Source organism: Phenylobacterium sp. (assembly GCF_030698145.1).
Lineage (GTDB): Bacteria > Pseudomonadota > Alphaproteobacteria > Caulobacterales > Caulobacteraceae > Phenylobacterium.
On the sequence record NZ_JAUYNW010000062.1, the window covers coordinates 1 to 18,686 of the forward strand.

Here is an 18,686-nt window from a genome sequence, read left to right on the forward strand (position 1 = left end):
CCGGCGCCGCGGCTTCGCCTGAAAAGAGGGGTTGAGCCTAAGATGCTGCGTAAAGGTATCGCGCTCGCGGCGTTTGGGCTGGCTGTCCTGGCTGCGCCCGCCGCCCTCGCCTCGGGCCCCGCGCCCGCGCCCCTGAAGGAAGCCGAGTTCAGCTTCGAAGGCCCGTTCGGCAAGTTCGACCAGGCCCAGCTGCAACGGGGCTACAAGGTCTATCGCGAGGTCTGCTCGGCCTGCCATGCGATGAGCCTGCTGTCGTTCCGCAACCTCGGCGACAAGCACGGGCCGTTCTATGACGAGAAGTACCCGAACTCGAACGACAACCCCTATGTGAAGTCGATCGCCGCCGAGTACCAGATCAACGACATCGACTCCGAGACCGGTGACGTCGTGCAGCGTCCCGGCGCCTCGGCCGACCGCTTCCCCAACCCGTTCCCGAACGAGCCGGCGGCCCGCGCGTCGAACGGCGGCGCCCTGCCGCCCGACCTGTCGGTGATCGCCAAGGCCCGCCACCACGGCGCCCACTACATCTATTCGCTGGTGGGTTCGGGCTATGTCGCCCCGCCCAAGGGCCTGACTGTCGCGGCCGGCCAGCACTACAACAAGTACTTCCCCGGCGACCTGACCTCGGCCTCGGCCGATCCGCACCACGTGCCGCCCGGCGGCGTGCTGGCCATGGCCCCGCCTCTGGCGGCGGGCAAGGTGACCTTCGACGACGGTTCGCCGTCGAGCGTCGACCAGCAGGCCAAGGACGTCGCGGCCTTCCTGATGTGGGCCGCCGAGCCCAAACTGCAGGCGCGCAAGGAGTTCGGCCTGGCCGCCATGAGCTACCTGCTGATCTTCACCGGCCTGCTCTATTGGAGCTATCGCCGGATCTGGCGGAACGTCGCCCACTAGAGCGTGGCAGCCTGAAGTGGATACCGGTTCAGGCGCCCGTCACGCTCTAGGTTTTTGAAGTTAGACCCTTTTCATCCGATCAGATGATTCCATCTGAATTGGAAAGGGTCTAGGTCGACGCTGTCCGAAGAACGATCGAGGCCCCGGTTCTCCGGGGCCTTTTTCGTATCAGGGCGGCGCGAGCTGCACCCGGCGGCGGGGGAAGTCGAACCGCACCCGCCAATGGGCCAGCAGCGGTGCGCCGATCACGCCCAGGGCGCCGGGCTCGCCGTCGGCCAGCAGGCCGGCCGGCACGTTCTCGAACAGGACGCCGGCGAACGACAGCGCCCGCAGGGTGGCGCGGCGCTCGCCGAAGGGCAGCAGGGCCTCGGGATCGCCGGTGCTCCCGGCCAGGCGCCGGTGCATGCGCAGCGCCGCGTCCGAACCCGTGGACAGCACCATCTCACCCGCCTGGGCGTGGCGCCCGTCGGCCACCGCCGCGCGGGCCGAGGCCACGGCGCCTGGGCCCATGGGCAGGACGACGCCGGCGGCGAACCGCCGCGCCTCCCGCGGCCTGCGGATCGCCACCCGGCAGGGGCTGAAGCGCACATCGACCACATAGGGCGCCAGCAGGTCGGCTCCGATCACGCCCGCGATGGGGGTGGGGAAGGCCGCGGTCCGGGCGTCCAGGTCGATCACCGCGATAGGCCGGTCGCGCAGGTCCAGGCCCGCGATCAGCACCCGGCCGCGCAAGGCGCTCGCCTCGAACCCGGCCATCTGCGCCTTGGTCTCGTGCAGCTGGGTGTTGGGCGATCCGGTGTCGAGGATGTAGTCGCCGGCCATCCCGGCCACCGAGGCCGGGATCACCACAACGCCGCGCTCATAGACGCAATCGACCTCGCCGGCCTGTGCCCAGGCCGGGACCAGGGCGATAAGCGCGGCGGCCGTGGCGCGGGCGGCGGGCGTCATAGGGGGTCCGAGACTCAAGGTTGCATCGACAATAGCCAAGCTGAGCGGCCTGACCACTGGCGCCTCAACGGACGCCTTACGTCCGCCCCGCCGGCGCTCTAAATGTCAGGGATGGCTTTCATCCGCCCGTGGCGCGACTTCAAACGGATGCAGGACGTGGCGCTCGCCGCGGCCTCGCTGATCTATGCCGGGGCGGTGGTCAACGCCTTCCAGGTGCTGCCCGGCGGGACCGACATGATCGCCCAGCGCACCCTGATCTGGCCGGCGGTCTTCCTGGTCCTGTCTCTGGCCCTGCCGCTGCTCGTGCCGTGGCTGAAGCGGCTGCTGGCCCGCTATGTCTGGCTGAGCTTCCAGGCCGGGTTCGGCCAGACGGCGTTCTCGGTGATCACCGGGGTGGGCCTGCTCGCCGCCGCGGCCCTGTTCATCTACTGGCAGGTGGCCGCGGTCGCTCATGGCGGACATTATCCGGCGGGCGTGTTCTCGGGCTACGCGGCGGGTATCGGCATCCTGGCGGCCCAGGCGATCCTGGTGCGGGTTCTGGAACTGCAGCCGCCGATCCGCAAGCTGATCGAGGAGCCGGACTAGATCGAGCTCCGGCCGCCGCCGTTGTTGGAGAACAGGGCCAGGGTGCGCAGGCGCGCCAGCCGCGCGGAGTCGGCGTGATAGCCGCTGGGCGCCACGAAGGCGTGGCCCGCGTCATAGACATGCACGGGAAGCTCCGGATGGCGTTCGCGGATCGCCTCCACGTCCCGCGGCGGGATCAGGTCGTCATGCCGCCCGAAGTGCAGCAGGGTCGGGCAGACCGGCGTCTCGTCGGCATGGCGCACGATGTGGCCGCCATAGAAGCAGGCGACCGCCGACAGGCCCCGCAGGCGGCAAGCCGCCAGCCAGGCCGCCGTCCCGCCGAAGCAGAAGCCCAGCAGGAAGACGGGACCGCCCAGCGCGTCGATCGCCGCCTGCACGTCGGGAAGGGTGGTCTCGCCCCAGCCGGTGGCCTCGGCGTGGGCGGTCTGGGACTCCAGGCGGGCCGGGTCGAAGTCCACAGTGGCGAAGCCGGGCTCGAAGCGGTCGAACAGGCTGGGGGCGATGGTCTCGTACCCCTCCTCGGCCAGGCTGTCGCAGAACGCGCGGATATGCGGCGTCACCCCCCAGACGGCGTGCAGCACCACCAGTCCGCCGCGCCGGGCGTCGGTGACGGGCGCGCGGTAGGCCTGCAGCCTAAAGCCGTCGGCGCTGGTGAGCTGGATGGTTTCGCCCACCCCTCAGGCGCCTTCGAACAGCTCGCGGGTGCGTAGGCGCGCCAGGTCGGCGGCCTCCTCGGCGTAGCGTTCCGGGCTCTCGTTGTTGAACCCGTGGCCCGCGCCTTCGTAGATATAGACCGGCACCTGCGGATGGTGGGCGTGGACCGCCGCCTCGACCTCGTCGGCCTTGATGCCGGGGTCGGTGTGGCCCAGGTGGATGATCGTCGGGCACAGGGGCTTGAGCGCCGCGTTGGCGGCCACCAGGCTGCCGTAGTAGCTCGAGGCCGCCGCCAGGCCCTCCAGCTTGCCGGCGGCCAGCCAGGTCAGCGATCCGCCGTAGCAGTAGCCCACCACGCAGACCTTGCCCCGCTGGGCGAGGTGGTCACGGCAGGCGGCGATGTCGGCCAGGGCCTGGTCCAGCGGCGTGGCGCGCGCATGGGCCACGCCGGCGGCGATCCCCTCCGGATCGTGGGCGGAGACGAAGCCGCGCTCGCGGCGGTCGTAGAGGGCCGGCGCGATGGCCTCGTAGCCGGCCTTGGCCCAGCGCTCGACGTCGGCGCGCACGTGGCGGTCGATGCCGAAGATCTCCTGGATCACGATCACCCCGCCCTTGCGCGGCGTGAAGGGCTGCTCGTGATAGGCCGAGAATGTGAAGTCGTCCGCGCCCTTGAGGGTGATGGTCTCGCCCATGCGTCTCTCCCGTTTGGTGCGGGAGCTAAGCAGAGAACGCCGCGGCGCCCAATGGGCGACGTGACGGAGAGTCCGCAAGCAAGAGTCAAAGTCCCCCCTCGGCCGGCTTTGCCGACAGCTCCCCCAGGAGGGGAGCATCTGGGGGCCTAGACGTTGAAGCGGAAGTTCATCACGTCGCCGTCGTTGACCACGTATTCCTTGCCCTCGGCGCGCAGCTTGCCGGCGTCGCGGGCGCCGGCCTCGCCGTTCAGCCGCACATAGTCTTCAAAGGCGATGGTCTCGGCGCGGATGAAGCCCTTCTCGAAGTCGGTGTGGATCACGCCGGCCGCCTGCGGGGCGGTGTCGCCCTTGTGGATCGTCCAGGCGCGCGCCTCCTTGGGCCCGACCGTGAAATAGGTCTGCAGGCCCAGCAGGTGATAGGCCTCGCGGATCAGCTTGTTGAGGCCGGGCTCGGTGAGGCCCAGGGTCTCCAGGAACTCCGCGCGTTCGGAGGGATCGAGCATGGCGATCTCGCTCTCGATCTGGGCGGAGATGGCCACGTGGTCGGCCCCGTCGCGCGTCGCGCGTTCGGCGACCAGCTTCGACATCTCGTTGCCGTCGGCGGCGGAGGCCTCGTCGACATTGGAGACATAGAGCGCGGGCTTGGAGGTGAGGAGCTGGAGCATCCGCCAGGCCTTGTCGTCCTCGTCGGCGACCTTGGCCTTGCGGGCGGGCCGCCCGGCGTTGAGCTCGGCCAGGGCCAGTTGCACCAGGCGCAGGGTCTGGGCGCTTTCCTTGTCGCCGGCCTTGGCCCGCTTCTCGAGGTTGGCGACCCGCTTCTCCAGGCTCTCCAGGTCGGCCAGCATCAGCTCGGTCTCGATGGTCTCGAGGTCGGAGAGGGGATCGACCTTGCCCTCGACGTGGGTGATGTCGTCGTCGATGAAGCAGCGGGCCACGAAGGCCACGGCGTCACAGTCGCGGATATTGGCCAGGAACTGGTTGCCAAGGCCCTCGCCCTTGGAGGCGCCGCGCACCAGGCCCGCGATGTCTACGAAGTTGATCCGCGAGGGGATGATCTCCTTGGACGGGATGATCGCCGCCAGCTTCTCCAGGCGCGGTTCGGGCACCGCCACGTCGCCGGTGTTGGGCTCTATGGTGCAGAACGGATAGTTGGCCGCCTGGGCCGCCGCGGTCTGGGTGAGCGCGTTGAACAGGGTCGACTTGCCGACGTTCGGCAGGCCGACGATGGCGACTTTCAGGGCCATGGGGTGGTTCGTTTCCTATGCGAGGGCGCGACCTAGCACGTCTGGCCGGCCGGCCCAACAGGCGGGGTCTCAGGTCTCGCGGTTGCGGGACTGGCGGGTGTCGGCCTTGTCGGCGGGGGCCAGGCGCATGACCTCGGTCTGGAACTTCTCGTCCTCGCCGACGGCCAGCAGGGGGGCGGCGTCGGCGACCGCGCCGATCAGGTCGGCGACCCAGTTCTGGTCGACCTTGTGGAAGTCCGACAGCACGTGGCCCTGGACCAGTTCGCTCTGGCCCGGATGGCCGACGCCCAGCCGGGCGCGGCGGAAGTCGGGGCCCACATGGGCGGTGACGGAGCGCACCCCGTTATTGCCCGCCGCGCCGCCGCCGGTCTTCATGCGGAAGCGGCCGGGGGCCAGGTCGATCTCGTCATAGAACAGCACGAGATCGGCGGGCGTCAGCTTGTAGAACTTCAACGCCTCGCCGACGCTACGGCCGCTCTCGTTGTAGAAGGTCTGCGGCTTGAGGATCAGGGCGCGCACGGGGCCGCCCTCGGCGTCGATCTCGCCCTCGCGGATCAGCGCGCCGAACTTCGAGCGTTCAGGCCCGAAGCGCCAGCGGCGCGCGATCGCGTCCACCGCCATGAAGCCGATATTGTGCCGGTTACCCGCATAGCGGGCTCCCGGATTGCCTTGGCCGGACAGGATCAGCATTCGATCTCCTCGGGACGAAGAGATCGTCTGGCTTAGACCGTGGTTGAGGCGGCGGCCGCAGCTTCGTCATCGGACGCCGCGTCGGCGGAGGCCGAGGCCGACGAACCGGCCAGGGTGGCCACGACGGCGTCGCGATCCATGGCCGCCTTGACGCCCTTGGGCAGTTCGACGGCGGAGATGCGGATGGTGTCGCCGATGTCCAGGCCGGTCAGGTCGAAGACCAACTCTTCCGGAATGGCGTCGGCCGGGCAGACCAGCTCGACCTCGTGGCGCACGATGTTGATCGTGCCGCCCTTCTTCAGGCCGGGGCTCGCCTCGTGGTTCTTGAAGTGAACCGGCACGGCGATCTTGATCGCCTGGTGCTCGTCGACCCGGTAGAGGTCGAAGTGGGTCGGCTCGTCGGTGACCGGATCCATGTCCACCGCCTTGGCGATGACCTGCTGGCTCTCGGCGCCGTGCTTCAGGGTCACCAGGTGGCCCAGCAGCTTGCCGGTGTAGAGCGCCTTGCGGAACTCGTTCGACTTGACCGAGATGGCCACGGGATCCTTGGCGCCGCCGTACAGCACGCCGGGGACCTTGCCCGCGCGACGGGTTTCACGGGCGCCGCCCGTACCGGTGCGTTCGCGGACTTCAACGTTCAGGATGATCTCGGCCATGGCGCCTTCGCCTTAAAACGAAGCCGCCGCGCGAAACCCGCGCGGCGACGGAACGACCCCTTAGGGCCGAAAGGTGGGCGTAAATACACAAAACTCCCGACCGTGGCAACGGTGGGGCGTGCGGAATCCTAACGCTTTTTCGTGGACTGCTTGTAGGGCTTCTTCGCCATCTCCGCGGCGGTGGCCACCTTGGGGATGAACCGGGCCTCGAAGGGCTCGGGCTGGCCGGAGGCTTTGATCACGCAGCGGGCGGTGTCCATCATGGCGTGCTGGCCCAGGCAGAAGACGTCTTCGTAGTGCGGGGTGGAGACCGCCAGGCACTGGAAGAGGTTCAGCTTGGACATATTGATGCAGGAGCCGGTGTTGGGCTCGACCATCATGGCGTTGATGATTTCCATGTTGGCGTCGCTGGCGTGGCCGAGCACCGCCAGCGCCGCGATCGCCAGGCTGCGAATCACGGTGGGGCTGTAGGGCGCGCTGGCCGGGGGGGCGACGACGCCCAGCGGCTGGACGCCGGCCGCGGCCTGGCTCAGCCGCAGGGTCTGGGCCACGTCGCCCACCACCGGGGTGGTCGAGAGCGACTTGGCCTGCAGCAGCCGCACCTCGCGATTCGGCACCTCGGCCTTGGACCACGGCTGCTTCTGAATGTCGTAGGCCGACTGCTTCACCGCCTTGCCGGCGGTGTAGAAGCGGGCGCCGTCCTCGGCGAGCGCGGCGATCACCAGGCCGGCGGCGGAGTTCGAGCCGGTCAGGGCGACCACATAGGCCGGGTCCTTCATGATCTCGTAGGCGATCTGGCGCCGCGCCTCGGCGGTGGCGCCATAGCTGCGCACGCCGGCCACGAAGGCCGGGTCGCCCAGGGCCACGACCGCGCCGTAGGCCGTGGCGCCCTGCATCAGCTGCCGGGGTTCGTAGGAGACGCCCACCCGCACCGCGTCGGCGACGGCCGCGCCGTCGACGAAGGCCGGCGATATCGCCGAGGCGTGGTCGACATAGTAACGATAGGCGCTGGCCCGCTCGATCAGGACGGCGGGCAGGACCGCGGCGGCCACGGGCGGCGGCGGCGGGGGAGGCGGGGGCGCGGTTTCCGAGGAACAGCCTGCGATCAGCGTCGCGAGAGCGACGGCGGCGGCCGTCAGGCCCACGCGAAGTGTCGAGGTCATCCTGAGCCTTCCCCTGTGTATCGTTGAGCCAACATACCACGGCCGAGCGGGCGAGAATGTGACCTGACGCCGTTAACGGGCGCTCACCAAGCTTGACCGAAGGCGGCGGAGAGCCGGGCTCAGTCGAACAGCTTGGACACCGACTCTTCGTTGGCGATGCGGCGGATGGCTTCGCCGATCAGCTTGTCGCAGCTGACATAGCGGATCTTGCCGCCCTCGGTGGCGCGCTCCGGCGGCTGGATGGAGTCGGTCATGACCAGCTCCTTGAGGATCGAGGCGTTCACCCGCTCGACCGCCGCGCCCGACAGGACGCCGTGGGTGACATAGGCCGAGACCTCCAGCGCCCCGCCGTCGACCAGGGCCTGGGCGGCGTTGCAGAGCGTGCCGCCGCCGTCGATCATGTCGTCGAACAGGATGCAGCGGCGCCCGTGGACGTCGCCGATGATGTTGGCGACCTCGCTCTTGCCTGGGCCCGAGCGGCGCTTGTCGACGATGGCCAGCTCGGCGTTCAGCCGGGTGGCGACGGCCAGGGCCCGGACCACCCCGCCCACGTCGGGCGAGACGATCATCAGCTCGCTGGTCTTGGAATGGTGGTCGCGGATGTCGGCGGCCAGGATCGGCGCCGAGAGCAGGTTGTCGGTGGGGATGTCGAAGAAGCCCTGGATCTGGCCTGAGTGCAGATCCATGGTCAGGACCCGGTCGGCGCCGGCCCGGGTGATCAGGTTGGAGACCAGCTTGGCCGAGATCGGGGTGCGGCCCCCGGTCTTCCGGTCCTGCCGGGCGTAGCCGAAATAGGGCATGACCGCCGTGATCCGCTTGGCCGAGGCGCGTTTCAGCGCGTCGATGCAGATCAGCAGCTCCATGAGGTTGTCGTTGGCGGGATAGCTGGTCGACTGGATGACGAAGACATCCTCGCCGCGCACGTTCTCGTCGATCGTGACCCAGACCTCGTTGTCGGCGAAGCGCTTGACCTGGGCCTTGGTCAGCGGAAGGTCGAGGTGCGACGCGACCGCCTCGGCGAGCGTTCGGTTGGAGTTGCCGGCCAGCAGCTTCATCGGACCCCCGAGGAATTTCGTATGCGCGGGCTTGTAGCAGGCCAAGGCGGGGGAGCAAGGCCCCACGGCAAGAGTCCTCAGACGAGGGTGATCGCCGACAGCAGGCGACCGAAATCGGGTTCGCCGCGCTTGAAGGCCCGCCGGTTGGAGAAGAACAGGTCCTCCTCGGCGCAGGTGTCGCGGCCGATCCATTCGCAGGTCTCCACGCCCGCGCCGCGCAGGCGGTGCAGCACGAAGCCGGGCAGGTCGAACATCCGCTTGTCGGGGCTCTGGCCCGCCGCGAAGAACGCGGCGTTGGCTGCGTCGTCGGCGAAGAAGCGCTCCAGGAACTCCAGGCCCACCTCGTAGGAGGCCGGCCCGATGCAGGGCCCGATCACGGCGACGATGCGCGACGGCGCGGCGCCCAGCTCGACCATCTTGGCCACCGTGGCCTCGGCGATCCCGGTGAGCGCGCCCTTCCAGCCCGCGTGGGCGGCGGCGACGATCCGGGCCTGGGGGTCGGCGAACAGGATCGGGGCGCAGTCGGCGGCCAGCGCGCCGCAGACGATCCCCGCCTTGGCCGCGACCAGGCCGTCGCCCTGCGGCCGGGCGTCGCCCCAGGGGGCCTCGGCGACCAGGGCCGTGGCCGAATGGATCTGGTAGCAGGTGCTCAGCGCCTGGGCCGGCGCGCCGAAGTGGGCGGCGGCGCGGCGGCGGTTCTCGACCACGTCGCCCGTGGCGTCGGACGAGCCGCGCCCCACATTGAGGCTTCCATAGATCCCGGTGGAGACCCCGCCCTGGCGGGTGAAAAAGGCGTGACGCACCCCCTCCAGATCCAGCAACGGCGAGGTGATGACCGGCAGGCCGCTCACGCCGGGACCTCGAACCCCGGCGGGGTGAAGCCCTGGGAGTGGATGCAGGCGGCCTTGAACAGCTCGCCCATCTGGTCGGGCGAGACCAGCCGCTCCAGTTGCCGCTCGATCTCCTGCGCCTTGTCCGGGCGCGAGCGGGCCAGGGACTCGGCGCGCGAACCGATGCCCAGCCGCACCAGCAGCTCGCCCTGGGTCAGGATGTGCGCGGTCTGGGCGTCGCGGGCGTGGGCGGCGGCCAGCACGGCGGGGAAGTCGGCGTGGACGGTGAGGTCGGCCTCGCCGGGGGCCGCCAGCGGGCTCTCCTTCCGGTGGGCGCGCAGGGCCTGCAGGGTGTCGCCGAAGCCCGGGACCGCGCGGCCGTAATCGATCAGCAGGGCCGCGCCGCCGTCGCGGGCGATGCGTTCGCCCAGGGCCGAGCCCAGCGCCTCCTGAGCGGGGGAATGTTCCAGGATCGCCCCCAGCGGTGCGTCGCGGTCGAGCGGCGTGGTGGTGAGGCCGAAGGCCAGGGCGCCCGTGTCGTCGAGGCCGACCATCCGCTCGGCCCAGCCGCGCTCGGTGCGCACGAACTGGCGGGCGGCCAGGCAGTCCAGCAGTTCGTTGGCGATCAGCAGCAGCGGCGCCTCGCCCGGGACCTCCTCGAGCGCGTGCGCCCAGGAGACCCCGTCGCCCAGAGCCTGGCGCTGGGCCCGGCGCAGGGGTTCGGAGATCTCCACCAGCCACACGTCGGCGGCGGCCAGGAAGGCCGGCGCCAGGCGCGCGGCGCGCAGCAGGTCGCTCATCAGCGAGCCGTCGCCGGGGCCGATCTCGACCAGCCGCACGGGATCGGGACGGCCCAGCCGCTCCCAGGCCTCGACGGCCCAGAGGCCGATCAGTTCGCCGAACATCTGGCTGACCAGGGGGGCGGTGATGAAGTCGCCGCGCGCGCCCAGCGCCGGGCGGGTGGCGTAGTAGCCGTCCAAAGGATCGTGCAGGCAGGCGGCCATGTACTGGGCCACCGTCATCGGCCCGCCGGCGCGGATCTGGGCCGCGAGGCGGTCGCGCAGGCTCACCGGAGCTTGGCGGGCTCGCCGGCCGCGGGCGCGGCGACGGCCTCGGCCGGAACGGAGGCGGGGATGGGCTCCTTCATGCCGCGCCAGATCAGCCAGGCGCCGATCAGGGCCATGGGCGCGCTCAGTATCATCCCCATGGTCAGGCCGAACGGGAAGGTGGGCAGGTAGGCGTCGGGCTCGCGCACGTTCTCCAGGGCCATGCGGAAGACCCCGTAGGCCAGCATGAACAGGCCCGCCACCACGCCGCGGCGGCGCAGCAGCTTGGCGCCGTGGGTGGCCCAGAGCAGCAGCAGGAACAGCACCACCCCTTCCAGCGCCGCCTCATAGAGCTGGCTGGGATGGCGCGCGAAGGGCCCGCCGTTGGGGAAGATCACGCCCCAGGGCGCGTCGGTGGGCCGGCCCCACAGCTCGCTGTTGATGAAGTTGGCGATGCGCCCGAAGAACAGGCCGAAGGGCGAGGCCGCGCAGACCGCGTCCCATAGGCGCAGCATGTCCATCTTGTTGACCCGCGAGAAGCCGAACACCGCCACCAGCACGCCGATCGCCCCGCCGTGGAAGCTCATGCCGCCGTTCCAGGTCTGGGGGATCTGCAACGGGTCCTCCCAGATCAGCGAGGGCGTGTAGAAGAAGACGTGGCCCAGGCGGCCGCCGACGATGATGCCGAGCGTCAGCCAGACGATCAGGTCGTCGACCTGAGGTCCCGTGGCCGGGGCCGCGCGCGGCGCCCACAGGTCGGCGCGCTTCATCAATCCTGCGACATAGCGCCACCCCAGCAGGATGCCGGCCACATAGGCCAGAGCGTACCAGCGGATGGCGAACGGCCCGATCTGGACGAGGATGGGGTCGAAGTCCGGAAAGGGCACGGCGCAGGTCTCCAGAACGTTGCAAAGCGGGTTTAGACGAGAACCCCTTCGCTTTCATCCCCCGGCGCGCCATATAGGGATTATGCAGACCCAGAACCCCTTCCTGGACGAATTCGCCAAGCTGACCAACGCCGCCATGGGCCTCGCCCAGACCGCGGGTGAGGAAGCCAAGGCCGCGTTCCGCGCCCAGGCCGACCGTTTCGCCGCCGAACTTGACCTGATCCGCCGCGACGAGTTCGAGGCGCTGAAGGCCGAGATCGTCGCCCTGCGCGCCGAGATCGCTTCGCTCAAGGCGCCCGCCGCCAAGAAGCCGGCGAAGAAGGACTAGGCCGGCGCAAGTCTACGCAAACACGCGAATGTGGCTCGCCCGGATGAAGAAGCCGGTGACGCACCCCTCGCGAACCAGATTAGTTTCGAGATCGCAGGCGATTCGGGGGCCCGCTGGGCCCTCACGCCCCACGCGAAAGGACCGCAGGTCTTATGGACACGCCTCAGTCTGACGAAGACATCCTGATCGCTCTCGATCCCTTGGATGTGGTCGAGCACGTTCTGACGGCCGAAAACCTGCAATTCGACCGCACCGAAGATGGTGACCTGGCCTTTACTTTGGCCGGGGACTGGAAGGACTACGAGCTGTGGTTCGCCTGGCGGCCCGAGGCCGACTGCCTGCAGCTCTGCCTCTCCGTCGACCAGCAGGTCACCCCCGAACAGCGCGCCGCGGCATTCGAACTGGTCTCGACGGTCAACCAGCGCGTCTGGCTGGGCCACTTCGAGGTCTGGGACGACGGTGAGATCATCTTCCGCCACGCCATGGCTCTGATGACCGGCGAACGCCCGACGCTGGCCCAGGCTGCGGCCATGATCGACGTGGCCATGGAGGCCGCCGACCGCTTCTTCCCGGCCTTCGACTTCCTGGTGAAGGGCGCCAAGTCGCCGGCCGACGCCATCGCCGCCTGCATGTTCGAGACGGTCGGCGAGGCCTAAGGGCCAGACCATGACGCCGATCCTGCTGCTGGGCGCGGGCCGCATGGGCGGGGCGCTGATCGAGGGCTGGCGTCGGGCCGGCGCCTTCCAGCCGTCCGACCTGATCCTGCGCGAACCGCATCCGGCCGACGCCATCCAGGCCCTGGCCGCCGTGGGCGCGCGGCTCAATCCCCCCGACTCCGTGCTGGGCGAGGCCCGGACCGTGCTGCTGGCCGTGAAGCCGCAGACCTGGCGCGAGGCCGCGAGCGTCGTCGAACCCCACCTGGCCCCCGACGCCGTCATTGTCTCGGTGGCGGCCGGGGTTCGGAGCCAGGACATCTCCCAGGCGTTTGGCGGCCGCGCCGTGGCCCGGGTCATGCCGACCACGGCCGTGGCCATCGGCCAGGGCACGACCAGCATCTACGCCGCCGGCGCGCCCGCCCGCGCCCGTGCGCACGCCCTGTTCGCGCCGGTGGGGACCGTGGTCGACCTGGCCGACGAGGAGCTGCTGCACGCCGCGACCGCGGTGTCAGGCTCGGCGCCGGCCTATCTCTACGCCTTCGTCGAGGCCCTGGAGGCCGCCGGCGCCCGGGCGGGGCTGCCGCCCACCGACGCCGCGCGGCTGGCGCGCGCCACCATCGCCGGGGCCGCGGCCCTGATGGCCAGGAGCGGCGAGGAGCCGGCCGAGCTGCGCCGCCAGGTCACCTCGCCCGGCGGCACCACCCAGGCGGCGCTCGACGTGCTGATGGGCGAGGCGGGCCTCGCCCCGCTGCTGCGCGAAGCCGTCGCCGCCGCGGCGCGGCGCTCCAAGGAGCTGGGCGGGTAGCTCCTCATCCCTCCTCCTTGTGGGGAGGGCAGACCGCGAAGCGGTCGAGGGTGGGGCAGCCTGAAGCTTCCGCGCAGACCGCCGGACTTCCCCACCCGGGCGGCTGACGCCGCCGTCCCTCCCCACAAGGAGGAGGGATGAGCACTCAGCTTGCGCGCTTCCAGGTCTGGGCCTGGCAGATCACGGCGACGCAGCCTTCGACCTTCAGCGTGCCGTCGGGATTGGCGCTCATCTTCGAGACGTAGGTCTTGCCGTTGCTCGGGTTGTAGATTTTGCCCCCGGTCCACTTGCCCGCGCCCGAGGGCTTGAAGTCGCGGATCATGGAAAGGCCCACCAGCGGGCGGGCGCGCAGGGCGGTGTCGGGATTGTTGTCGTCCTTGGGCGTGGCGCCGGGCGCGGCCTTCACCCAGGCGATGGTCCCGCACATCTTGGCCTTGTCGGCCGCGCAGGGAGCGACCTTGATACGGGCCCCGCCGCCCTGGGTGACCCAATGACCCTCGACCGGATCGGCGGCCTGGGCGGCGCCCGCGACGGCGGCGAGCGCGAGGCCCGCGAACAGGTGACCAAGCTTCATGCGAATCTCTCCCCAAGGTTTGGCGTAGCTGTGCCTTGCGCCTGTGAACTCCCGATGAACATCAACCCGGCAGGCGCACCACGGCCCGCAGCCCGCCCATGGGCGATCGGTCCAGGGTGACGTCGCCGCCGTGGCCGCGGGCCACGTCGCGGGCGATGGCGAGGCCGAGGCCCACGCCCTTGTCGTTCTGGTTGCGCGAGTCGTCCAGGCGGTTGAAGGCCTTGAAGGCCTCCTCGTAGCGGTCCTCGGGGATGCCGGGACCATCGTCGTCGACGGTGATCTCCACCCCGCCGGCGGTGCGCTTGGCGGCGGAGACCTCGATGTGCTCGCCATGCACGGCGGCGTTCATCACCAGGTTGGAGAGCGCCCGCTTCAGGGCGTTGGGCCGCACGCTGGCGGTCAGTTCCGGATCGGCGGCCACATGCACCTCGGCGCCGGCCCGCAGGGCGCCTTCGCTGACCTCGTCGATCAGGCCCTTCAGCCGGATGGTCTCCATGGCCTCGCCGCCCTCGCCGCGGGCGAAGGCGAGGTACTCGTCGATCATGTGCTCCATCTCGGCCAGGTCGCGCTTCATCTCGGCGTTGCGCGGGCCGGGCTCGGCGAGCGCCAGCTCCAGCTTCAGGCGGGTGAGCGGGGTGCGCAGGTCGTGGCTGACGGAGGCCAGCAGGGCGGTGCGCTGGTCGATGTGGCGCTGGATGCGCGACTTCATGGCCAGGAAGGCGTGGGCGGCCTGGCGCACCTCGCGCGCGCCGTGCGGCTTGAAGGCCGGGGCGTCGATACCCTTGCCGAAGTCCTCGGCCGCCGAGGCCAGCCGCTCGATGGAGCGGGTCTGGTTGCGGATGAACAGAACGGCGACGGCGGTCAGCAGCAGGGTGGCGAGCGTCATCCACAGGACGAAGATGTGGCCCTGGGTGGCGAAGGCGCGGTCCCGGGGCGCCAGGATGCGGATCACCCCCTCGTTCACCCGCACGCGGATGTCGACATAGGCGGGGTAGCGGGTGGTGTCGAACCAGAAGGGGGCGTCCAGCCGCGCGGCCAGGGCGCGCTCCAGCGAGCGGTCGACCACGGCGAACGGATTGGCGCGGCGGCCGACCGGCAGCTCGCGGCCGGGCTGCAGGGCCAGCGACAGGCTGAGCGAGGTCTCGGCCCGATCCGACAGGCGGGCCATGGCCGCGGGGCTGGGATCGTCCTGATAGCTCTCCACCGCCCAGGCCACGTCGCCGGCCAGGCCGTCGGACAGCCGGCTGGTCACGGTCTGCCAGTGGGCGTCGAAGAACACCCAGGTGACCGCGATCTGCATCAGGGCCACCGGCAGGACGATGATCAGCAGCGAGCGGCCGAACAGCGTCGTTGGCAGGCTGCGCTTCACCAGCCGCTGGAAATGCCGAGGCGTGAACAGCCGCAGGTCCATCAGTCGGGCGCCAGCAGGTAGCCGACGCCGCGCACCGTCTGCAGGTAGCGCGGGGTCTTGGGGTCGGTCTCGATCTTGCGGCGCAGGCGGGTGACCTGGACGTCGACGGCGCGGCCGGAGGGATCGACGGTTTCGCGGGCCAGCTCCAGCCGGTCCACGGGTTCGTGCGGGCTGCGGGCCAGGCGCTTGAGCAGGGCGACCTCGGCCTCGGTCAGGCGGATGGGCGTCCCCTGGCTGCTCAGCTCGCCGCGCTCCAGGTCGAACTGGCAGCGGCCCAGCGACATCGGTGCGTTGGCCGAGCCCTGCGGCCGGCTCTGGGCCCGGCGCAGGATGGCCTCGATGCGCAGCAGCAGCTCCTCGGGCTCGAAGGGCTTGCCCAGATAGTCGTCGGCGCCCAGCTTCAGGCCCTCGATCCGGTCCTCGGGCAGGCCCTTGGCGGTCAGCATCAGCACCGGCGTTCGGCCGGCCGAGCCCTTGCGCTCGCGCAGCCATTTCGTCAGCGAGAAGCCATCCTCGCCGGGCATCATGACGTCGAACACCGCCAGGTCGAAGTCCAGGGTCTCCATCAGCCGCCGCGCCGCCGCGCCGCCGGGCGCCGCGGTGACCCGAAACCCGTTGCGGGCCAGGTATTCCTTCAACAGGTCGCGGATGCGATCATCGTCATCGACCACCAGCAGGTGGCGGTCGGGGGTGTCGGTCAGGGCCATCAGGCGCCGCCTCCGCTGGTCTTCATCCGCCCGCCGGCCAGGGCCGACAGGATGCGCCGCGCCCCGGCGACGCCGTCCAGGCCGCCGGCCCGGTACGACCGGGCGAGCTGGCCCCGCAGCCGTTCGGCGATGCGGCCCTCGAAGGCCTGACCCGCCGCCGTCAGGCTGGCCGTGCGCCGCCGCGCGTCGAGGTCGCCGGAGATCTTCTCGACCAGGCCCTTGGCCTCCAGGTCGCTGAGGATGCGGCTGGCGGCTTGCTTGGAGAGGCTGGTGAGGTGGGCGAGCTCCTGGACGCCGACGCCTGGCCGGCGCTTCAACAGGAAGGCCGCGCGCCAGTGGGAACGGCCCAAGCCGAAATCCTCGGCCTGCAGCCCCGCATCGACGCCCGCCCATAACGCGGCCTCGGCCAACATCATCAGCTCAAGCCCCGCATCCAGCTCTTCGTCCCGCAGAATTAGCCTAGGATCGGCGGCGGCCATCAAGCTCAAAGCCCATTTTGTTTGACGGGGGCGGCGCGGGAGTCTGTAAGGAGCCGGTATTGAAAGGAGGACTTTCCCTCATGTCTCTCGTTCCCTTCGACGACCGCGATGGATGGATCTGGCTGGACGGGCAGTTCGTGCCCTGGCGCGAGGCGACGGTGCACGTATTGACCCATGGCCTCCATTACGCCTCCTCGGTGTTCGAAGGCGAGCGGATGTACGGGGGAGAGATCTACAAGCTCACGGCACACACCGAGCGCTTGTTCAAATCGGCCGAGATCCTCGATTTCGAAATCCCCTTCACGGTGGCCGAGATCGACCAGGCCTGCAAGGACACCTGCGCCAAGAACGGCCTGACCGACGCCTATGTCCGGCCCATCGCCTGGCGCGGTTCGGAGATGATCGGCGTCAGCGCCCAGATGACCAAGATCCACGTGGCGATCGCGGTGTGGGATTGGCCGAGCTATTTCAAGCCCGAAGAACGCGCCCGGGGCATCCGCATGTGTTGGGCCAAGTACAAGCGCCCCTCGCCGGAGACCGAGCCGGTCCACGCCAAGGCCGCCGGCCTCTACATGATCTGCACCATCTCCAAGCACGCCGCGGAGAAGGCCGGCTACACCGACGCGATGATGCTCGATTACCGGGGCTACGTCGCCGAAAGCACCGGGTCGAACGTGTTCTTCGTCAAGGACGGGGTGTTGCACACCCCCACCCCCGATTGCTTCCTGAACGGCATCACCCGTCAGTCCGTGATCGCGCTGGCGAGGGAAAAGGGCATCGAGGTCATCGAGCGTCACATCCGGCCCGAAGAGCTCGCCGAGTTCTCGGAATGTTTCGTGGTCGGCACGGCGGCGGAGGTCACCCCGGTGGCCGAGATCGGCGAATACAGCTTCACGCCGGGGGCGCTCTCGCTCGGCCTGATGGACGACTACGCCCGCATGGTCCGCCGCGAGCTCGTGGCCGCCTAGACCATTTTCCGCCGAATTGGGCCGCCCCTCCGCGAGAAGGGGCGGCCTTTTTCGTGACGCCTAGACCAGCCAGGCGTCGGGGCGGGGATAGGCTTCGCCGTTGGACAGGTGGATCAGGCCCACCACGCACCGGACGAAGAACCAGACTCCCAGGGCGCACCAGAGCAGCCCGGCCAGCAGCAGGATGGGAATGCCGATCAGCACGATCGACAACACCACGCCGATCAGCGTCATGGCGCCGAGCACGACGGCGGCGACCAGCCCGATCCAGAAGGTGCTGATCAGAAAGCGATGGTGCGTGGCCATCTTCGGCCCCGCATTGTCGCGGTTCGCATAGGCCAGCACCAGTCCGACCAGAATCGTGAGCCCGTTCACCAGGCCCAGCAGGTACAGACCGTAGATCACAGCCGGAAGCGTGCGGTCTTCGGTTGTGCTGACGGCGGTTTCGGTATGGCTCAATTCGGTCTCCTCGTTGATTGTCTGAGGAAATATGTGGGCCCGTTTCGTCGGCGCGCCACTTTAATTCTTCGTCATCTGTCCGCACGGTCAAGCCAGGGCAGGACGGCCGCCGCCAGGATCAGGACGAAGACCAGGCGCGCGGCCAGCGCCACTCCGAGCGTCCAGGCGCCGCCGCTGGCCGCGAAGGCCAGGAGGGCTACGGCCCCCAGGGCCATCAGCCCGATGATCCAATAGATTGGCGCGCGCCCAAATGTCGGGGCCTGACGCGTCGGGACCTGGCCGGTCACGGCGGTCATGAAGGCCTCGAAACTGGCCGACCGGTCCCGCGGCCGGAGCCCTTCGTAACTTAGGGCGGGAATTGTCAGCCGGCGGCGGCCGAACAGCAGGATCGCGCCGCGGTTCGCCCGACGACCGCCCTTGAGCTCCGCCATCGGAAAGCGCCGCAGATGGCCGCCGCGCCGTTCGACGACGCAGCCGTCCTCAAGGGTCCAGACGGTCTCGGCCTGGATGGGGGAGAGGCGGGCGCTGTGGCGGGCCGCCACGGCCTCAGCCTCGGACGACGGTGATCTCCACGCCGGCGGCCATGGCGTGCGGCGCGAGCGCCAGGGGCTTTTCCACCCGCACCCGGGCGCGCATGACCCGCGGGTCGCTGAGGCAGGCGCGGGCCAGGCGTTCTGCGAAGGCCTCCACGAGCTGGATATGGCCCTCGGCGGCGATGGCCCGGGCGTGCTCGCCGATCATCTCGTAATTGACGGTCTGCGACAGGCGCTCGACGCCCGCGGCGGGGACATCCAGCTCCACGTCGACCACCAGCGGCTGGGCGCGGCCCTTCTCGTGGGCGTAGACGCCGATCTCGGCGTCGATCTTCAAGCCGGTCACGAAGATCTTGGTCATGACCGTACGGCCTTGCGGCGCGGCGATGGGTTCGGCAGGCGTCTCCTGGAGCGGCGAAAGG

General features: G+C 69.9%; 24 protein-coding genes. 6 read left to right on the forward strand and 18 right to left on the reverse strand.

Annotated elements, in window-relative coordinates; genetic code table 11:
* The first annotated feature begins 42 nt into the window (after positions 1 to 42).
* Complete coding sequence (locus tag Q8Q77_RS08970) at positions 43 to 894, forward strand: cytochrome c1 (RefSeq protein ID WP_305583231.1); 852 nt, start codon at positions 43 to 45, stop codon at positions 892 to 894.
* 168 nt (positions 895 to 1,062) lie between these two features.
* Here the strand turns inward: Q8Q77_RS08970 and Q8Q77_RS08975 are convergent, their stop codons facing one another.
* Positions 1,063 to 1,842, reverse strand: coding sequence for a hypothetical protein (locus Q8Q77_RS08975; protein WP_305583232.1), 780 nt, complete (start codon positions 1,840 to 1,842; stop codon positions 1,063 to 1,065).
* A gap of 111 nt (positions 1,843 to 1,953) precedes the next feature.
* Here Q8Q77_RS08975 and Q8Q77_RS08980 point away from each other — a divergent pair, with 111 nt between their 5' ends.
* Positions 1,954 to 2,427, forward strand: coding sequence for a hypothetical protein (locus Q8Q77_RS08980; protein WP_305583233.1), 474 nt, complete (start codon positions 1,954 to 1,956; stop codon positions 2,425 to 2,427).
* On the opposite strand, the gene Q8Q77_RS08985 is transcribed toward Q8Q77_RS08980, so the two are convergent.
* The 10 genes from Q8Q77_RS08985 to lgt form a co-directional block, all read right to left on the reverse strand.
* Positions 2,424 to 3,101: a dienelactone hydrolase family protein gene (locus Q8Q77_RS08985; protein WP_305583234.1), complete on the reverse strand. Its 678-nt coding sequence runs from the start codon at positions 3,099 to 3,101 to the stop codon at positions 2,424 to 2,426. The genes Q8Q77_RS08980 and Q8Q77_RS08985 overlap by 4 nt on opposite strands.
* A 3-nt stretch (positions 3,102 to 3,104) precedes the next feature.
* A complete protein-coding gene (locus Q8Q77_RS08990) occupies positions 3,105 to 3,773 on the reverse strand; it encodes a dienelactone hydrolase family protein (RefSeq protein WP_305583235.1) in 669 nt (222 codons plus the stop codon).
* A 146-nt stretch (positions 3,774 to 3,919) separates the two neighbouring features.
* Complete coding sequence (gene ychF, locus Q8Q77_RS08995; RefSeq protein WP_305583236.1) at positions 3,920 to 5,017, reverse strand: redox-regulated ATPase YchF; 1,098 nt, start codon at positions 5,015 to 5,017, stop codon at positions 3,920 to 3,922.
* A gap of 69 nt (positions 5,018 to 5,086) precedes the next feature.
* Positions 5,087 to 5,707, reverse strand: coding sequence for an aminoacyl-tRNA hydrolase (pth, locus tag Q8Q77_RS09000; protein ID WP_305583237.1), 621 nt, complete (start codon positions 5,705 to 5,707; stop codon positions 5,087 to 5,089).
* Between the two features lie 32 nt (positions 5,708 to 5,739).
* Positions 5,740 to 6,363 carry a 50S ribosomal protein L25/general stress protein Ctc gene (locus tag Q8Q77_RS09005; protein ID WP_305583238.1) on the reverse strand — a complete coding sequence of 208 codons (624 nt, stop codon included), beginning with the start codon at positions 6,361 to 6,363 and terminating at the stop codon, positions 5,740 to 5,742.
* Between the two features lie 128 nt (positions 6,364 to 6,491).
* Positions 6,492 to 7,526, reverse strand: coding sequence for a hypothetical protein (locus Q8Q77_RS09010; protein ID WP_305583239.1), 1,035 nt, complete (start codon positions 7,524 to 7,526; stop codon positions 6,492 to 6,494).
* A gap of 119 nt (positions 7,527 to 7,645) precedes the next feature.
* Positions 7,646 to 8,581, reverse strand: a complete 936-nt coding sequence (locus Q8Q77_RS09015; RefSeq protein WP_305583240.1) for a ribose-phosphate pyrophosphokinase — start codon at positions 8,579 to 8,581, stop codon at positions 7,646 to 7,648.
* Positions 8,582 to 8,658: 77 nt separating this feature from the next.
* Positions 8,659 to 9,432, reverse strand: coding sequence for a peptidoglycan editing factor PgeF (pgeF, locus tag Q8Q77_RS09020; RefSeq protein WP_305583241.1), 774 nt, complete (start codon positions 9,430 to 9,432; stop codon positions 8,659 to 8,661).
* Positions 9,429 to 10,481 (reverse strand): class I SAM-dependent methyltransferase, encoded by a 1,053-nt coding sequence (locus tag Q8Q77_RS09025; RefSeq protein ID WP_305583242.1) that lies wholly within the window; start codon positions 10,479 to 10,481, stop codon positions 9,429 to 9,431. Before Q8Q77_RS09025 ends, pgeF begins: the two co-directional genes overlap by 4 nt.
* Positions 10,478 to 11,344, reverse strand: coding sequence for a prolipoprotein diacylglyceryl transferase (lgt, locus tag Q8Q77_RS09030; protein ID WP_305583243.1), 867 nt, complete (start codon positions 11,342 to 11,344; stop codon positions 10,478 to 10,480). The genes Q8Q77_RS09025 and lgt overlap by 4 nt, the downstream gene beginning before the upstream one ends.
* 82 nt (positions 11,345 to 11,426) lie before the next feature.
* Between lgt and Q8Q77_RS09035 the strand changes: the two genes are divergently transcribed.
* From Q8Q77_RS09035 to proC, 3 genes are all read left to right on the forward strand, one after another.
* Positions 11,427 to 11,672, forward strand: a complete 246-nt coding sequence (locus Q8Q77_RS09035; protein WP_305583244.1) for an accessory factor UbiK family protein — start codon at positions 11,427 to 11,429, stop codon at positions 11,670 to 11,672.
* A 152-nt stretch (positions 11,673 to 11,824) separates the two neighbouring features.
* On the forward strand, positions 11,825 to 12,328 hold the full coding sequence (locus Q8Q77_RS09040; RefSeq protein WP_305583245.1) for a YbjN domain-containing protein: 504 nt from the start codon (positions 11,825 to 11,827) through the stop codon (positions 12,326 to 12,328).
* Positions 12,329 to 12,338: 10 nt separating this feature from the next.
* Positions 12,339 to 13,133, forward strand: coding sequence for a pyrroline-5-carboxylate reductase (gene proC, locus Q8Q77_RS09045; protein ID WP_305583246.1), 795 nt, complete (start codon positions 12,339 to 12,341; stop codon positions 13,131 to 13,133).
* Positions 13,134 to 13,278: 145 nt separating this feature from the next.
* Here proC and Q8Q77_RS09050 read toward each other — a convergent pair whose 3' ends face one another.
* From Q8Q77_RS09050 to Q8Q77_RS09065, 4 genes are all read right to left on the reverse strand, one after another.
* Complete coding sequence (locus Q8Q77_RS09050; protein ID WP_305583247.1) at positions 13,279 to 13,707, reverse strand: DUF2147 domain-containing protein; 429 nt, start codon at positions 13,705 to 13,707, stop codon at positions 13,279 to 13,281.
* A 61-nt stretch (positions 13,708 to 13,768) separates the two neighbouring features.
* Entirely contained in the window at positions 13,769 to 15,118 is a 1,350-nt protein-coding gene (locus tag Q8Q77_RS09055) for an ATP-binding protein (protein ID WP_305583248.1), read from the reverse strand.
* Positions 15,118 to 15,825: a response regulator gene (locus Q8Q77_RS09060; RefSeq protein WP_305583249.1), complete on the reverse strand. Its 708-nt coding sequence runs from the start codon at positions 15,823 to 15,825 to the stop codon at positions 15,118 to 15,120. Before Q8Q77_RS09060 ends, Q8Q77_RS09055 begins: the two co-directional genes overlap by 1 nt.
* A complete protein-coding gene (locus Q8Q77_RS09065) occupies positions 15,825 to 16,304 on the reverse strand; it encodes a MarR family winged helix-turn-helix transcriptional regulator (protein WP_305583250.1) in 480 nt (159 codons plus the stop codon). The genes Q8Q77_RS09060 and Q8Q77_RS09065 overlap by 1 nt, the downstream gene beginning before the upstream one ends.
* Before the next feature lie 80 nt (positions 16,305 to 16,384).
* Here Q8Q77_RS09065 and Q8Q77_RS09070 point away from each other — a divergent pair, with 80 nt between their 5' ends.
* Positions 16,385 to 17,272, forward strand: a complete 888-nt coding sequence (locus Q8Q77_RS09070; RefSeq protein ID WP_305583251.1) for a branched-chain amino acid aminotransferase — start codon at positions 16,385 to 16,387, stop codon at positions 17,270 to 17,272.
* 60 nt (positions 17,273 to 17,332) lie between these two features.
* On the opposite strand, the gene Q8Q77_RS09075 is transcribed toward Q8Q77_RS09070, so the two are convergent.
* The 3 genes from Q8Q77_RS09075 to folB all read right to left on the reverse strand — a co-directional run.
* A complete protein-coding gene (locus tag Q8Q77_RS09075) occupies positions 17,333 to 17,731 on the reverse strand; it encodes a hypothetical protein (RefSeq protein ID WP_305583252.1) in 399 nt (132 codons plus the stop codon).
* A gap of 71 nt (positions 17,732 to 17,802) precedes the next feature.
* Complete coding sequence (locus tag Q8Q77_RS09080) at positions 17,803 to 18,273, reverse strand: hypothetical protein (RefSeq protein WP_305583253.1); 471 nt, start codon at positions 18,271 to 18,273, stop codon at positions 17,803 to 17,805.
* Between the two features lie 4 nt (positions 18,274 to 18,277).
* Positions 18,278 to 18,686: dihydroneopterin aldolase (folB, locus tag Q8Q77_RS09085; RefSeq protein ID WP_371129860.1), on the reverse strand; the 409-nt coding region annotated here is incomplete at its 5' end.